15 protein-coding genes are annotated in these 13,757 nt (G+C 43.0%); all 15 read right to left on the reverse strand.

Annotated features, from left to right (window positions below; translation table 11 throughout):
• Positions 1-29: 29 nt before the first annotated feature.
• The 15 genes from QP775_RS05195 to QP775_RS05265 all read right to left on the reverse strand — a co-directional run bounded on the left by QP775_RS05195 (position 30) and on the right by QP775_RS05265 (position 13,627).
• On the reverse strand, positions 30-680 hold the full coding sequence (locus tag QP775_RS05195) for a response regulator (protein WP_285104186.1): 651 nt from the start codon (positions 678-680) through the stop codon (positions 30-32).
• Position 681: 1 nt separating this feature from the next.
• A complete protein-coding gene (locus QP775_RS05200; protein WP_285104188.1) occupies positions 682-1,506 on the reverse strand; it encodes a sensor histidine kinase in 825 nt (274 codons plus the stop codon).
• A gap of 83 nt (positions 1,507-1,589) precedes the next feature.
• The gene (locus tag QP775_RS05205) at positions 1,590-1,910 is read right to left on the reverse strand and encodes a hypothetical protein (RefSeq protein WP_285104190.1); all 321 of its coding nucleotides are present in this window, start codon (positions 1,908-1,910) and stop codon (positions 1,590-1,592) included.
• Positions 1,903-2,415 carry a redoxin domain-containing protein gene (locus tag QP775_RS05210; RefSeq protein ID WP_285104192.1) on the reverse strand — a complete coding sequence of 171 codons (513 nt, stop codon included), beginning with the start codon at positions 2,413-2,415 and terminating at the stop codon, positions 1,903-1,905. Before QP775_RS05210 ends, QP775_RS05205 begins: the two co-directional genes overlap by 8 nt.
• Before the next feature lie 29 nt (positions 2,416-2,444).
• Complete coding sequence (locus QP775_RS05215; protein WP_285104194.1) at positions 2,445-3,173, reverse strand: ABC transporter ATP-binding protein; 729 nt, start codon at positions 3,171-3,173, stop codon at positions 2,445-2,447.
• A complete protein-coding gene (locus tag QP775_RS05220; protein WP_285104196.1) occupies positions 3,166-3,987 on the reverse strand; it encodes an ABC transporter permease in 822 nt (273 codons plus the stop codon). Before QP775_RS05220 ends, QP775_RS05215 begins: the two co-directional genes overlap by 8 nt.
• Positions 3,984-4,583 (reverse strand): nitrous oxide reductase accessory protein NosL, encoded by a 600-nt coding sequence (locus tag QP775_RS05225; protein WP_285104198.1) that lies wholly within the window; start codon positions 4,581-4,583, stop codon positions 3,984-3,986. Before QP775_RS05225 ends, QP775_RS05220 begins: the two co-directional genes overlap by 4 nt.
• Positions 4,580-5,914 carry a right-handed parallel beta-helix repeat-containing protein gene (locus QP775_RS05230; RefSeq protein WP_285104200.1) on the reverse strand — a complete coding sequence of 445 codons (1,335 nt, stop codon included), beginning with the start codon at positions 5,912-5,914 and terminating at the stop codon, positions 4,580-4,582. Before QP775_RS05230 ends, QP775_RS05225 begins: the two co-directional genes overlap by 4 nt.
• Positions 5,911-6,282, reverse strand: coding sequence for a hypothetical protein (locus QP775_RS05235; RefSeq protein WP_285104202.1), 372 nt, complete (start codon positions 6,280-6,282; stop codon positions 5,911-5,913). The genes QP775_RS05230 and QP775_RS05235 overlap by 4 nt, the downstream gene beginning before the upstream one ends.
• Before the next feature lie 267 nt (positions 6,283-6,549).
• Positions 6,550-7,950, reverse strand: coding sequence for an amino acid permease (locus tag QP775_RS05240; RefSeq protein ID WP_285104204.1), 1,401 nt, complete (start codon positions 7,948-7,950; stop codon positions 6,550-6,552).
• 774 nt (positions 7,951-8,724) lie between these two features.
• Positions 8,725-9,432, reverse strand: a complete 708-nt coding sequence (locus tag QP775_RS05245) for a DNA alkylation repair protein (RefSeq protein WP_285104206.1) — start codon at positions 9,430-9,432, stop codon at positions 8,725-8,727.
• Between the two features lie 359 nt (positions 9,433-9,791).
• Positions 9,792-10,553 carry a class I SAM-dependent methyltransferase gene (locus QP775_RS05250; RefSeq protein ID WP_285104208.1) on the reverse strand — a complete coding sequence of 254 codons (762 nt, stop codon included), beginning with the start codon at positions 10,551-10,553 and terminating at the stop codon, positions 9,792-9,794.
• A 269-nt stretch (positions 10,554-10,822) separates the two neighbouring features.
• A complete protein-coding gene (locus QP775_RS05255) occupies positions 10,823-12,121 on the reverse strand; it encodes a DUF4179 domain-containing protein (protein ID WP_285104210.1) in 1,299 nt (432 codons plus the stop codon).
• Positions 12,087-12,650 (reverse strand): RNA polymerase sigma factor, encoded by a 564-nt coding sequence (locus QP775_RS05260; RefSeq protein ID WP_285104212.1) that lies wholly within the window; start codon positions 12,648-12,650, stop codon positions 12,087-12,089. The genes QP775_RS05255 and QP775_RS05260 overlap by 35 nt, the downstream gene beginning before the upstream one ends.
• Positions 12,651-12,946: 296 nt before the next feature.
• The gene (locus QP775_RS05265; protein ID WP_285104215.1) at positions 12,947-13,627 is read right to left on the reverse strand and encodes a GNAT family N-acetyltransferase; all 681 of its coding nucleotides are present in this window, start codon (positions 13,625-13,627) and stop codon (positions 12,947-12,949) included.
• Between the last annotated feature and the right edge of the window lie 130 nt (positions 13,628-13,757).

A 13,757-nucleotide genomic window follows, 5' to 3' on the forward strand; every position in this document is an offset into this window, starting at 1 on the left:
TCTGAGATCCTGTAATCTCCTTTCGTGCATTACTCACGCTTGTTCATCCACCCATGTTCATAGGCATAGCGTGCCAACTGGACTCGATTTTCTAAATGGAGCTTCTGGAGGATATTTTTCAAATGATTTTTGACAGTATGTTCCGAGATATCAAGCCTGCATGAAATTTCTTTGTTACTGAGCCCTTTGGCAACGAAGCTCAGTATTTCATGTTCCCTGCTAGTTAACGGACTGTCCTGAGCTTCGCCCCCTCCCATTGGCGACAATTCTTTTAGAATACGAAAAGCCAGTTCGCGTGTCATTGGCGCCTCATCAACGGCAATTGCTTTCAAATATTCGTGCCAAGCCTCGGGGTTCAAATTTTTTAATAAGTAGCCTTGAGCCCCCTTCTTTAAGGCATCAAATAAATGGGTAATATCATCCGAAACAGTAACCATGACCACTTTGACATACGGAAATTTTTCCTTTAAGCGCTTAGTGGCTTCTAGTCCCCCCATACCTGGCATTTGAATATCCATCAGAATAAGATCGGGCATCCACTGCTCACTGAGTATAAGAGCCTCTTCACCGCTGCTCCCCTCGGCTACTACTTCAAATACGGGGTCACTATCCAGAATCATCCGCATTCCTTCTCTAGCCATTTCGCTGTCATCTATGATCAGTACACGAAACGTTGACATTTCAAGTCGCCCCCTTTGTAATCGAAACCCTCGTTTGCTCATTGAATCTGTCGATATATAATTTCCAAGACATCTTGTCAGCACGATCCTGCATCATCTTAAGACCGTAGCAGTTTCCTCTGTTCGTTGTCTCTAGATTAAAGCCTTTTCCGTTGTCCGTGATCTGGCAGAGCCAACCTGTATTGGTCGTTGATGTATGTACACAGACACTGGTTGCATCCGCATGCTTATGAATATTAAGCAGTGCTTCGCGGATGATGGACAATAATTCTACTTTTTCTTTAGAAGAGAGAATCGAGTCGGTCAAATTCCATGTTATTTCAAAGTGCAAATCACTTTCCCTGCGCAGCTCGTCAATCAGGCTTTCTACTCCTTGAAGCCAGGGGTTGCTGTCCACATCCGCTGCATGCCGCAAATTTGCAATTGCTTGTCTTACATAGTCGTTTGTATGATGTACGCTTTCCTTTAGCTTGTCTAACGGTAAGTCATTTGCCTGCTCCATTCGCTCCATCCGTGTTACCTGAGTATTCAGGAAAAATAAGGATTGTGCGATGCCATCATGCAATTCCCGAGCTATCTTCTCCCGCTCCTCAAGGACCGCTTGAACAGCCTTCACACGATTTAACTCTTCCTGGCTTTGCTCGATCATGGAGAACAATTTTGTCAGGAACAGCAGGGTTACTAACAACACAAGTACAGGTGCAAGCCAATTGCCAAGATCCATGGAAATATAGGGAAGGAGAAACTCATGCCTTACATACTCCCACATACCAATTGTCAAGGTGGGGATGATCAGGATCAGCCATTTGATCTGCTTGTAGTTCAACGTTCTAGTCTCCTTTCCATATATTTAAGCAGCTGTATATTGATCAAGAAAAAAGCGGGGTCGGATCAGAAGCTTTTGATCATTTACCACGACCAAGGATTCGGCATAAGTCCTGTCAGTTCCATAACTTTATCCCATAGCGTACGCTTCATCGGTTTCATCTTGTTGGCAGTACAGTCGGATTCAGGTCCATATCCAGTCTCTACTGCTTTGTGCCATGTTGTCTCGATTAAATTATTGGTTAGGTCAGCCTCGTTAAAACAAGGTGGGGCGATATATACGCGTAGTGTGTGGTCAATAACCATTCTTGTATTACCTGGGGGCTGAAAAGACAGTGGGACAAAGAGCATGATGAACAGTACGAGCAGCAGGCCGCCGCTTAATCCCCACCTCCGTTTAATCATCACTAATCTTCCTCATTAAATTCAAAATGTCGACCATTTCCGTCAGCTCCCCTTCGTGCCTCTCGATAAGTTCACCTTTAGCATTGATTACCAAAGTAAGCGGCAATCCGATAGCAAGATATTGTTTTTTGATCTTTTTGCTAGCATCTAATACGACTGGAAATCCAAGCTCATATCGATCTACAAATTGTTGCACCGTTTCGGCCTTTTCTCCAACATTAACAGCCAGTACATCAACGCCCGTTAATTTATATGCTTCATTTAATAAGGGCAGTTCGTTCACACATGGATTGCACCAGGATGCCCAGAAATTAAGCAGCACACCTTTTCCTTTATAACTGGAGAGTTCAATGTTGTCTCCCTGTAGATCCTTCAGCGAGAACAGCGGCGCAGCTTGTCCAAGCACAGCTTTATCTCGGGGGACATCCGCTTCAATCAGAGTGTAAACTCCGCCGCCAACCAACACTAGCAGAAAAAGATATGGAATCAGTTTGCGAATTGTCATAGCAACATTAACTCCTTGATGTACAGAATTTATAAGCCTGAGCGTATGCCAAACAATTCACCAAACAATTGCTGTAAGCCGTCAGCTCCATGCTCTTGATAAATGTGCTCCTTCTTTCCATCCAGCACGATGTTACCATCGCGTAGAAACACAATTCGATCAGCCAAAGCTTCGGCGATTTGCAGTTGATGCGTGGAAAAGAGAATGGTATGGCCATTACTGGCTGACTGACGAACAAGATGTATGAACGTTTCCATCCAATAGGGGTCGAGCCCGTTAGTCGGCTCATCCATAACGATAAGCGGAGGTGCCGCAAGCAATGCTTGGGCAAATAGAACGCGCTGCCGCATGCCTTTGGAGAATGAAGAGACTTGCTTATTCAGCTTATCAGAAAGGCCAACCAGCGAGAGTACCTCCAGCACACGTTCCTTGCTCAGCCCACGAAGCTTGGCCCAAAAATGAAGGGTCTCCAATGCTGTAAGGCCAAGACTAAAGCGGTAATCGTCGGGCATATAACCGATCTGTTGTGCATAATGACGTCGGTCAGCTTGCCAGCTAAGTCCATTCACAGTTATTGCTCCGCTTGTCGGGTGCAAAATACCTGCCAGCATGCGCAGCAGTGTACTCTTGCCGGCTCCATTGCCACCGCACAAAGCCACCACTTCACCACGGCCAACACGTAAATCCACCTTTCCAATTACCGTTTTTTCCTTAAATACTTTGTGAACCATATCAAAGCGTACCAATTCGTCAACCACGCCTTCTCTCCCTTTCCCATAACCGATAGGCAACTGTTAAAGCTAGTCCGATCCATATGACGAGTACGCCCAGAAATGCAGGTGTTCCCCATGGCGAGCGTATCCAAAGCATCCAGTTATAATATTCGGGTCCAAGTGTTGAGCCACCCCCTAATTTAACAACGGTAAATAGACGGGTCAGCTCGGCAGGGTTAAGAAGGGTCAAAAACGTAAGTGATGGTTTGATCCAGGGATAAGGCATCATACCCAGCATCGCAATAAGAATGGAAGGCCAGGCAATAATGGCAAAGAACCAGATTCCAACCCCGATCGTAAGCGCCTGCCAGCGATTGTGAGCAATTGTACCGATAAGCATGGCCACACCGAGAAAAAGTAAGGACAAACAGATTGAAAATACCAACAGCTGCCCATATGTCGCAAAATCAAACCCGCCACCAAACAAAGAACCAGCGGCACCAGACAAGCCGAATCCAAAGGCGACAATTGCCAGCAGCACAATAGACAGCCCTGCAAATTTCCCTGTAAGAAAAGCCCATGTTCCTAATGGATAGGTAGACAATAACTCCCAGTTCCCCTCTTCCTTTTCACCTGTCAATGAAAAAGAACCAAGCATTAGTGCCATTAGGGGCAGCAAATACAAGGCCAAATTCAGCATCGTGCTGCTGCTGCCCGAATAACCTTTGACATAACCTTGCGCATTAATTATCAAGAGGCTGAGCATAAAGAGAGCAAAAAGGGCCGTAAACGAGTAGGCCCATGGATTGCGAAAACCGATTTTCATTTCTCTTGCAGCGACATAACTCATCTCAGTCACGCGCCATGACCTCCGGACGATTGTTGCTTATTCGTATCCGTCGAGTGGTTTTTATCTGTTGTCGTCTTGTCATCCGACTTCGTATGTCCACCTTCTGAATTAGAATGACCATGCCCGCCCATACCTTCCATCATTTTACGATTTACTTCCCATGAGTGATTGGTAAGATCGTCCGCTGTCATTAGCTTGCCTTTTCCTTGAGCTTCGATGAATGCTTTTGTATCTGCTTCTTTCTCAAATGACACAATCCCGTAAGCCATCGGCGTTTTATAGGAAATATCATAAGCATAGTAGGCTTTTTCATAACGAATCCACTGCTTACTGTTATGGTCACGTACGAAGGCAGCGCCAATCGTATCTGTTCCATTTTCCTTCTTCCACTTATTTAAGCAGCCAAGGTCGTCAAATTTAAGTGATTGTCCATCCTTCGTAATAACTTGGGTTGCGAACTGGTCGTCTTTGACGGCCATCTTACAAATGGCGCATAGGTCTGTTTGTTCATTAATTGCCTGTGGCTCATATTTATCTCCACCACAAGCAGTAAGCAATACCATTAGGACAAACATATTGGCAATCAGTCCCGTTATTTTCTTCATATTTTTTGTCTCCTCATTTTATAAAATAATAAACTTGCACAGGCTATCAATAATAACCCCGTCAGTCCAGTTTTAAGCTTGTCAACACGTTGTCCTGTCTGGATAAAATTTGCGTGTGGTCTCATTAAGGGGGATGAGTCAGTTGTCCAGCGAATGCGCTCCGTCTGGTAGAGGCCTTCTAGAAAAACCATGCCAGGAGATTGGAAAAACAATTGAAAGGCCGCTCGCTTTCGGGTTAATCCTTGGAAAAAAGGGTTGATGGCATATGAAATTTCACTATTGCCATCCCCATTTGTATCAATGCCGCGAAAGCTGTCCCAATAGTTACTTGCAATTGTGTTATTGTCGCTATCACGCGCTTGTGCATCCGTCACATTGCCCAAAAATTGATTGCTTGTTATCGTATTCTCGCTGGACTCCAACAATTGAATACCGACAAAGTTGTAGCCAACCTGATTGCGCTCTACGCGGTTTGCAGTTGATTGTTCAACGTACAATCCTACTCGATTCCCATCAATCTTGTTATCTGACACCATTGTCTCGTGTGCATCGTAAAGCAAAATACCTTGCGAATTTACGTTTTCGCTTTGTTTGCTGAATGTATTTCCTGTAACCACAACTTGCTCAGCAGCCATCACCATGGCGCCTGTTACATTCAGTTTGCCTTCATTGTGTTGAATCACCGTTCGCTTGGTGTACATACAGTGAATTCCATAACGCGAGCGTTCGATTACATTGCCTGCAACGAGCACTTCATCGCTATTTTCCATATAAATGCCGTCATGTACTTCCCGAATTGTATTGTTTGTCATCCGCCAGCGGTGTGCGTTAAAAAGATCAATACCGTTACCTTTTTCAGCCATTCGCACGTCGTCAACTGCCCATTCAATTGTCGTACGATTGACTGAACCCTCATGCGCATCTTTGGCTTCAATCCCATGGGCTCCGGTACGGATTTGCAAACGATCCAGGACAGAACGATTACCTAGAACGAGTATGCTTGCTGACTCCTTAATGGCTTCATCAACTATACGCAATCCAGCAATTGTTATACGGTCTGCTTTGAGCGTAATTGCTGGCTTCTCACTGCTGTTGCGTACTATAACTTCGCCAGTAGGCTCTGCTGATTGCAAAGTAAGAGACTTGTTGATCGTAATAGGTCCCTCATACATTCCAGGCTGGAGTACAATACGGTCTCCTGGCTTGGCCTGATCCAACAAACGTTGGAGCTCCAGTGTTTGTTGTTGTTCTGCATAAACGTGTCCAGACGGTAAACATAAAGCAAGCACAATTAACGTAAACAAGAACCAACTGTTAGGTAATGTTCTCATTTGACTTCGACCGTTTTCTTCCGGGTTAGGTGCACATCATTCCCAAACAGGTGAACATAAACACTGTATTTTCCTTTATCAGAAAAAGTAAAAGATCCGCTAAATACGTTATCTCCCTTATATACAGCATCAAACAGCTCGGGCTTGTCGTCTGCTCGGATATCAAAGGTGACAGTTGCTTTCTCTGATACTTGCATTCCTGTAAAGGCAACTTGCAGTTCTACTGGCCGACCAGCAACAATAGTTTCCGGGTTCGTTGTTAACGAGGCTTCTACGTCGTCCACTTGAACAGGCGCCTCTTTGGAACACCCGATTAACAGGCTCAGTACGATCATAAATGTGACTATAGCAACTCCTTTTGCTTTCATTCCTTCACCACCTTGCTTACTACCGCTCAACACCAATCATTGTAGCAACAACATTTGCCTGCTCCTATAACTCATTAGGGCTATTACGCTCCTTAACTTCGACATATTTGTGTCAACTTGTGAACAAGGATGGCCAAATTTGTATTGAAACTTCTTATAAATGAAAGCTTCAACTAAAGGCTTCGCCACCACATCAACATCCATATATAAAAAGTGAACCACTCCAGAATGATGATAGGAGTGGTTCACTTTTTATATATATTTCTGCTAATTTTTTATTTCATCTGTATTTCCATTATCGGGTTGGTCACTAATCGGAACAGCTTTACTCACTCCGAAAGCGTAAAAGCTGATCACAACGATACCTAGAAAGATAATTCCCGTAATAAGGGACATGCGTGTATCATCATTAATCCACATCCCGACCAATACCATAAGCAAAAAAGCAATAGTTACATAGTTCGTAAACGGGGCAAACGGCATTTTGAAAGGATGTCGATCCAATTCGCTGCCTTTTATTTTCCTGAAATTTATTTGACTAATTAAAATAACAAACCATGGAACCATACCAGGAAGTACACTCGCGCTGTATACATGCACAAACAGATTTTCCGGTGCAATATAACTTAAGATTACACCTACACCCAATCCTACTAGTACACCAATCGTTCCCAACAAAGGAACACCATTATGGGATATTTTTGTAAATATTTTCGGAGCCTGTCCATTTACTCCTAAAGTATAAAGCATGCGCCCTGCACTATATATTCCACTATTACAGCCTGACATAGCAGACGTGATAACAACAAAGTTAATCAAACCAGCCGCCGCGGTAATGCCGACTTTCGCAAATGTCGCCACAAACGGGCTGCCGATCTCTTGCAGCTGATTCCACGGGTACACCGTCACGATGACAAAAATCGCACCAATATAGAAGATCAAAATGCGCCAAATGATACTTTGAGTCGCTTTTGTTAGCGTTTTTTGCGGATTTTTTGCTTCGCCCGCTGTAATCCCGATAAGTTCAACACCTTGATATGCCCCAATAACGAGCGAGAGAGCAAAGAAGAAGCCTGTCCAGCCTCCCGTAAAAAAGCCCCCATGCTGCCACAGATTAGATAACCCAATTGCATTCCCGCCGTTGCCAATCCCAAAGAAGATCAGACCAATCCCGGCTACAATCATTAAGACGATGGTTACGATTTTGATCATCGCAAACCAAAACTCAAATTCACCAAAAGATTTAACGGAAAACAGGTTGGCTGCACCGAGAATCACCATTGCGATAATCCCTGGTATCCAAGATGGCAAATCCGGGAACCAGTATTTCATATATGTCCCAACGGCAATAATTTCCGCCATACCAACAATGACCCACTGGAACCAGTTGCTCCAAGCCGTCATATAACCTGCCAAAGGGTGAATGTACTTATGACCAAAGGTCGCAAAAGACCCCGTGCTTGGCTCCACGTACAGCATTTCACCCATTGCACGCATAATAAAAAAGATAAAAATCCCGACAATCGCGTACGCCAGCATGACGGACGGACCTGTCCATTTTATTGTGCTTGCAGAACCCATAAATAATCCAACACCGATTGTACCGCCTAAAGCAATCATTTGAATATGACGGGCTTCAAGGCCCCTTTTCAATTCTTTGTTTTCCATTGCAGTTTTCTCTTCCCCCCGCTACTATTAGCTGTTATTTTGGATAAGCTGCAAAACCATACAATCATTAAGCAGGTACCGGCATTTCGTTATATAAGTAGTCTCCTACCTCTATATAACCGCTCTAATTGTATTATCTTTTTTTGATGGAAACAATTAAGATAAATTGGGAAGAAATCAATATTAAGGATTTTGTGTAAATAAATTTAATCTTCTTGGCGGGAAGGAAGTTTCTGCCTTCAACTATTCTTTTGATAGGACTTTATTGAACAGATATATTGGCGGAATTTACGAGAGGAGTTAATGCGGTATGCTAAGCCGTACGGTTAATAGTTAGTTTGCTTATGCTGCAAATGATATGGCAAGGCTTTTCCGGCTGCCCTATTGTCGGCGTGATCGTTAGTGCTTGCTTAACACTATTTTACCGATGGTTAATTCAAGTTTGTATGCAAAAGATTAGTTTTTTGTATGTCGGTTATTCTCGTTATCGTGATCATACATCCAGAGTTTACCTAATTTTCACCTAATAATCAAAAAAACCACCGCTAATGCAGAGTGAGGATTGATTCGTTTCACATATTTGGAAACAGTGATCTTGTGCCAAGCTCGCAGATTAGTAGGGCCCTGCGCAACGGGGAATTTCTGAGTTTCTGAGGGTGCCCTCATCCGTCACGCAAGTGAGAAATCATTCTCCGCAGCAGACCCCAGCACGAATGTAAGAAGTTATTATATTGTCCTTCGATGCTGCGTACACCTGTTTTTACCCCTTATTCCCTAACACCTAACATATTTTCGTTTGAAACCAAGCTGACTTTTATCAATCGCCTTTTGAATATTATCAGATGCGTTCAGGAACTTGCTTTTTCCGCTTTCGCGGTTGACCTCTACCGGACCCACTTCTTTCGCAATCTCGACCGCCTTGTGGTGAAGTGGCACATAGGATACTCCCACGGTGTATATAAAATTGTTCATCGCGTACTTTGTACGCTCAGGAGCATCATGAATCGTATTGTTGACGAGTTCCAACATATCCGCGATTTTCACTTGCGAAAATTCACTGTCTGGACGATTGCCGAGCATCCAGCAATAGCAGCTCCAGCCTGCCGACATTTTAAGCTCTGCACCACTTTTAATCCATTTATCAGCCACCTCTTGTGCGATGTCCGTTTCTGCCAAGGTTACGGCTACCACATAATCCGATAGCATATAAAAATAAGCTTTATCAATCCACCGTTCAAAATCCGCCTCAGACATGGCTTTAGGATCGGCGATGACTCCAGCAAAGTACATCGCATCATAATTGCCAGTAGCATAAAGCTCCTCTGCTAATGATTGATTGTGTTTTATTTTTCTGAAGATGGGCTTCATCTGGCCTGTAGCTACACCAAAAAGCGGCTCGTGCGCGCCGTTGGATAGGTATATCTTTTTGGTGCGTTCCTTGCCGAGGGCTTCAAGCTCTTGCATGACCATATCTAGATTCATTTGTTCGTACTCCCTTTTTAATGGGTTTTTGTTAATGGATAAAGCTTGTCTTTACTTGAATATATCATAAAGTGTACTGAATCCATAAAGTCGGGTTCAAGACTACCTTAACTGAGAAAATGGCAAAGATGTGTGATGATCAAACGAGAGAGAATATTCATTGTTGAAACATCTTCCGAAATTTTTAACCACTTCCTCCAAAATAGAGCCATACAAATCTCGGGCAATCTATGTATATAATGAAGATCGTCATCATCATGTCTCCGTGACATTCGCTGTTATTGATGTGGCTTGCTTCATGCGCAAAACGCTGTAATAAAAAAAGCTTGTTGTCCCTATCGGACAACAAGCTTTTGGCATTATGACTTTCTTACAGCCTCAAAAGTAATGATTTGATCTGCATGAGATGGTTGTTTCCCATACACATAATCAGCTGAGCATGTAATATCGGAAAATCCAATATGTTCTAAAACAAGCTTAAATTCCTCGATCCCATACCAACGAATAGCAAAGCGCTGCAACTCGGTTTGAATCAACTGTCCTTGACGCCATTTTTCATACTTTATATACGATACGGTAAACTGATTGAGCCAATCCATTTCAATTGATTTGTTCTCCATCGTAATACCATCACCGTTAGGTAAAGCAAAAGTTGACGTCGTAATCTCACCTGGCTTCCAATCGTTAGGCAATTGAAGATCAACAATCAAGCGCCCGCCAGGAACAAGATGGTTATAAAAACATTTCAACGCTGCAAGGGAATCCTCTCGCTTTTCAAGTAAACAAAAGGAACCAGTAGGTATAATGATCGCTTCATACGTGAATGGCAATGAGAATTTTTGTAATTTGCATTCGTACAAATTAGGCTTAAAGCCTCTTTCCTCACAACGTGTACGACAAGAAACTAGCATTTCAGGAGAATAATCAATTCCATCGACTATATATCCTGCCTCAAGAAGTGGAATGATAAAGCGCCCTGAACCAACTGCCGCTTCTAAAATACGTCCCTGACACGACTTAAGTCGTTCTTGGTAGTACTCAATATCTCCATTCAAAGAGCAACCTACAGGTTTGGTGAAGTCATAGACTTCAGTACAAAGTGTGCTGTAATAACTAAACATAAATATTTTCCTCCGTTTGTATGTACGGAAGACCCTAATAAAATTAACTCTTCCGTACCTCTAGATTTAAGGATGAGTAAACAGAGCTGACTGTCATAGGAAATCACTCTCTTTCATTAGTAATTATGGAAATTATATAATATCTACGGTAAATAAACAAGGCTAATCTATTTCATTCCATTCAAGCAGCAGCCTTTGCTTATTATTTTAACTTAACTAACTAAACGATAAAACGTGGACCGAAGCTGATATAACAAACACACTTGATTTTATTTGTTGTAATCTACAGGAATCGATATTTTCTTCTTGTGGGTTTTAATATATTGGTACCCCTCTACCAATAGAAATTCCGGCTTGTCTGTCGTGATAAACGAATATGTTTGTTCCCACAGAATGTTGCCATTCTTCAAATCCCACTGTCGCTCTTCGGAGATTGATGACACAGGAATTACGTTGCCGCCAGCTCGTATGGATAAACCGTCCGTATCCAAGAACGTAAACTGTTTTCTCGCAATGACAACATCATAGCCTGTTGCCGTTTGGGTAACACTGCGAATCCAGAACTTTTCATCCCCTATTTTAATGGAGCGATCGGATGGTGACGCAAGCAAGATTGGTTCTTGTATTTTGTGATATCCTTCAAAATTGACCAGTTCAAGCTCAAGGGATTGAATATGGTCTGTTGGGAGTGGCTCAAATTTAAGTTGGAAGTCCGGATTACTTCCCCCTGCTCGATTTCTTCCTACTTCTGTTCCATTCACATAAAGCTTGGTTTCACCTGAAAATCTCGGGTATTCCTCTAATTCATAATGTCCCTTTATAATGGTTGAAGTTGGTGAAGCTGTAATGGAGTCATAATGAATAGTCCCTTTATCAACAGCGATGGATTCGGAAAGACCCTCTTTAATGACACTCTTCATTGCTTTGTTTGCTTCAAACTCAAAGGAAAGTGGATAGGATATCTTCTCCCCATTGTCGAGCCATTCATTGAATGTAAGGGTTAATGTTCGAGAAAATGGACTAACTGGTTCGAAATCAACGTCTCCAACGAACTGGCTCTTGTTTTTACCTGGGTGACCACCTCCTCCAAGCGGTTTGGAATTGGTCAAGAACCCTTGCAGTTGATCAAAGCTATAACGTACAAAATCATGATCTGTATATTCAGTGCCTGCAGGCCGATCAATTGTGTAATACATGCGGAATACATTATCGTCTGCAATCACGCCATGAATGGTAAGGACGGTTCCGTCTTTGAACGTTGTGCTTTTGTTTATCCTTTGTCCGATTCCCTGCTCCATCACCTCTGCAAAGCTAAGTGAGTTCAAGCTGACACTTCCAAACAGTTTGCTGCCATAGTAAGCTAAGGCAGGATACTCATATACACCAACGATAACAATGAGTGCTGCGGCAACTGATGCAATCCATGTGCGGGCTTTTTTGCTCTGGTTTCTTTTTTTGACTGGAACATTCTGAAGTGCATCTCGAAGTCTGCCCTCGAGGTCTGATGGAGTCTGGATTTTATTCAAGGTTTCTTTATGCTCCTGTAATTTCTCCTCGATCGTTGTCATAACGATCACCTCCGATCATCACTTTTAGTTTTTGTATCCCCTGTGAGATTCTCGATTTAATAGTTCCAAGCGGTGCGCCCGTCATGTCCGCAATGGTTTGATATGGTAGATCATGAACATAACGAAGCTCGATCGCTTCTCGCTGCTGTGCATTCAGATGAGACAGCAGCACCTGCATGTCCATCTCGGACTCGGTGTCGCGATATGGATTATCGTCTATTAATACAGCAGCGGATGTTGCTTGCTGTTCTTCTAGTGGAAATACGCTATCCTTTTTACGGAGTAATGTTTTGCACCGATTGACAAGAATCGTTTTGCTCCAGCTGTAGAACGCTTCTTTCTTCTGCAATTTATTAATTTTCTCATAAAGTACTACAATCATATCTTCCATCGCATCCATAGCATCATGCTCGTTTCCCATGTAGCTGTACGCAAGGCGATAATAAGCATTATGGTCAGTCATAATGAGTTGTAATAAAGCTTCCTTGTTGCCTTTTTGCGCTTGTCTGACAAGATGGCTTACGTTCATGTTCACTCCCCTTTTCTATAGATAAGAGATTATAAAGGTCAGAAAAGTTCATTTGATCTAAAAATTTAATTCGAACCCTAAACAACCTTCGTTCATTCTCTGCACTTGAAGATGCTGTGTCATCCTGTAAGACACTGCGGCCTAAGATGCTCGCAATGGAATCCACCCCTTTTTTCAACGTTATTGGCCAGTCCTGTAAACAGAATCAAAAAAAACCGCATTATTATGCGGTTGCATTTGCATGAAGCACGTCTATGTATGGATAAAAGTGAGAGCATGAGATGTGAGTCCGACCATCAATTCGCAGATTCGGGTGAAACGACTTCCCACTTTCCAAACAACGTTAAACCAGCCGCTTTGGCTAATGACGTAGATGCATAGTTATCAAGTTGGCAGCGGTATTGGGGTTCGTATCCTTGTTTACATGCATACCTGCTTATAGAGCGCACAACATTGCGGGCATGACCTTTCCCGCGATAAGCTGTCAGTGTAAGTACACCGATATCCGCAATTTGTGCATTCTCCCAAGGATACATGCTAGCGGCGCAGACCAGGTGGTGTTGGTCAAAAGAGCCAAATACTGCCCAGTGATCTAATTCCACATATGCATCATCCAGATCTTGTTCCGAAGCAGAGGCTTGAAATTCAGAAAATACCACGTCATCTAGTGCTGTCAACTGACGTAAGTCACCCTTAACGGTTTCCTGCTCTAATATGTGCTTATCTTCTTCTGTAAAATAAAACAGATAATCTGCACCATGCAGTGTAATGCCCGCTCCATTCAATTTCTGCCGGAAAATGGCTTCTGTCAGTTCTTCTTGTACTGTAAGTCCTGCTTTATCGGCCAGTGCTGGCGTCAGAACAGCGCTCACTTTCCCATCGGTCGTTTCCAGTACCATGACCCGATTGTCTTCGCTCCGGTCAGAATTGATAATAATCGTAAAATCTTCATCGTGATACAGGATCCTGCCGTTCAAAAACGGTGATTGCCAAAAATCGGTGGTGGTTTGAGAAAATGAAGAACAATTACTGGCTGGAGCAGGTTGAGTTTCGTGTTTGGGCATGAAGTTCACTACCTTTTCTTTGTCTTTTGCCGTTCTCTATTGC

Source organism: Paenibacillus sp. UMB4589-SE434 (assembly GCF_030226685.1).
Taxonomy (GTDB): domain Bacteria; phylum Bacillota; class Bacilli; order Paenibacillales; family Paenibacillaceae; genus Paenibacillus_B.

What these genes read in the sequence shown, in the direction of transcription:
- QP775_RS05195 (WP_285104186.1), bottom strand. Translation starts at nt 680, where the DNA reads ATGTCAACGTTTCGTGTACTGATCATAGATGACAGCGAAATGGCTAGA.
- QP775_RS05205 (WP_285104190.1), bottom strand. Translation starts at nt 1,910, where the DNA reads ATGATTAAACGGAGGTGGGGATTAAGCGGCGGCCTGCTGCTCGTACTG.
- QP775_RS05210 (WP_285104192.1), bottom strand. Translation starts at nt 2,415, where the DNA reads ATGACAATTCGCAAACTGATTCCATATCTTTTTCTGCTAGTGTTGGTT.
- QP775_RS05225 (WP_285104198.1), bottom strand. Translation starts at nt 4,583, where the DNA reads ATGAAGAAAATAACGGGACTGATTGCCAATATGTTTGTCCTAATGGTA.
- QP775_RS05230 (WP_285104200.1), bottom strand. Translation starts at nt 5,914, where the DNA reads ATGAGAACATTACCTAACAGTTGGTTCTTGTTTACGTTAATTGTGCTT.
- QP775_RS05235 (WP_285104202.1), bottom strand. Translation starts at nt 6,282, where the DNA reads ATGAAAGCAAAAGGAGTTGCTATAGTCACATTTATGATCGTACTGAGC.
- QP775_RS05240 (WP_285104204.1), bottom strand. Translation starts at nt 7,950, where the DNA reads ATGGAAAACAAAGAATTGAAAAGGGGCCTTGAAGCCCGTCATATTCAA.
- QP775_RS05245 (WP_285104206.1), bottom strand. Translation starts at nt 9,432, where the DNA reads ATGAATCTAGATATGGTCATGCAAGAGCTTGAAGCCCTCGGCAAGGAA.
- QP775_RS05250 (WP_285104208.1), bottom strand. Translation starts at nt 10,553, where the DNA reads ATGTTTAGTTATTACAGCACACTTTGTACTGAAGTCTATGACTTCACC.
- QP775_RS05255 (WP_285104210.1), bottom strand. Translation starts at nt 12,121, where the DNA reads ATGACAACGATCGAGGAGAAATTACAGGAGCATAAAGAAACCTTGAAT.
- QP775_RS05260 (WP_285104212.1), bottom strand. Translation starts at nt 12,650, where the DNA reads ATGAACGTAAGCCATCTTGTCAGACAAGCGCAAAAAGGCAACAAGGAA.